The sequence below is a fragment of the Rhabdothermincola sp. genome (assembly GCF_036846205.1).
Lineage (GTDB): Bacteria > Actinomycetota > Acidimicrobiia > Acidimicrobiales > Acidimicrobilacustridaceae > Rhabdothermincola.
This window is the reverse complement of record NZ_DAIUCK010000141.1, coordinates 1-1342: the sequence shown is the minus strand read 5'-3', so window position 1 is coordinate 1342 and position 1342 is coordinate 1. Positions and strand designations below refer to the sequence as shown.

The 1342-nt window shown below is 74.1% G+C and carries 2 protein-coding genes; both read left to right on the top strand.

The window, feature by feature from the left end:
• On the top strand, positions 1–1062 hold a 1062-nt coding region (locus tag V7004_RS14890; protein ID WP_334144978.1), incomplete at its 5' end, for a cobyrinate a,c-diamide synthase.
• A 79-nt stretch (positions 1063–1141) separates the two neighbouring features.
• Positions 1142–1342, top strand: a 201-nt coding sequence (locus tag V7004_RS14885) for a hypothetical protein (protein WP_334144977.1), incomplete at its 3' end; no start/stop codon positions are given.

Sequence of the window (1342 nt, the reverse complement as noted above, 5' to 3'; positions counted from 1 at the left end):
GTGGCCGCCCTCCTCGGAGCGCCGGTGCTGCTGGTGGTGGACGCCGCAGGGACCGGTCGGTCGGTGGCCGCCACCGTCCACGGGTTCGCCACCTTCGACCCTCGGATCCGGGTCGGGGGGGTGATCCTCAACCGGGTGTCCACCGAGAGCCACGAACGGATGCTGCGCGAGGCGCTGGCCCCCACCGGCGTGCCCGTGCTCGGCGCGCTCCGGCGTGACGACCGGCTCACCTGGCGCGACCGTCACCTCGGCCTGGTGCCGGTGATCGAGCGACGTCACGAGCTGGCCCGCAACCTCGAGGTGCTGGCCGCCGCCATCGCCGATCAGATCGACCTGGCGGGGGTCAGGGCACTGGCCGGGACCGCCTCACGGATCCCCGTGCCGACCCCCGGTGGCGACGAGCGCCCGTCGGGTGCAGGTCAGCCGGCGCAAGTGCGCATCGCCGTGGCCGCCGGGCGGGCCTTCAGCTTCCGCTACCCCGACAACCTGGAGATCCTGCAGCAGGCAGGGGCCGAACTGGTCCCCTTCGACCCGCTCGTCGACCGCTCACTCCCCCCGGCCATCGACGGGTTGCTGGTCGGTGGGGGCTTCCCCGAGATCTACGCGCCCGAGCTCGCCGACAACCTCGAGCTGCACACCGCGCTGCATGCCGCCATCGGTCGGGGGTTGGCGGTCTGGGCCGAATGCGGAGGGCTGCTGTGGCTCACCCGGGCCATCGACGGCCACCGCATGGCCGGCATCATCGACGCCACCGCCACCATGACGGCTCGACCCACCCTCGGCTACCGCACCGCGACGACGTGCACGCCCACGCCGTTCGGCCCACCGGGGACCGAGCTGCGCGGCCACGAATTCCACTACTCGACGGTGCGGCCCACCGGTGAGGCCCTGCGGGTGCGAGGGCGGGACGGCGTGACCACCGCCGGCTTCGGCACCCATCGGATGCTGGCCTCGTACGTACACCTGCACCTCGCCGGTCACGAGCAGCTCGCCACCCGCTTCGTGGAGACCTGCCGGGACGGAAGGCCGGTCGCAACCGCCATCGGCGAACCGCGGCCGTGACCGGGTCGCCCGCGATCAGCGGCGAGCGCGGGCCCCGAGGCGCCGGCGGGCGAGCACCACGAGCACCGAGCCCCCAGCGATGGCCACCAGCGCGGCGACGATCACACCCGATGGGTCGGAGCCGGTCCGGGGCAAGCCCGTGGAGGACCCTGAGGTCGCCGCCGCCCCGCCGATCGCCGTCATCGCCCCGCCGGTCCCCGAGGTCGAGGTCGTCGAGGGCGCGGCTGTCGTCGAGGTGGACGACGTGGTCGTGGTCGTGGTCGTGGGCGGGGTCGTGGTC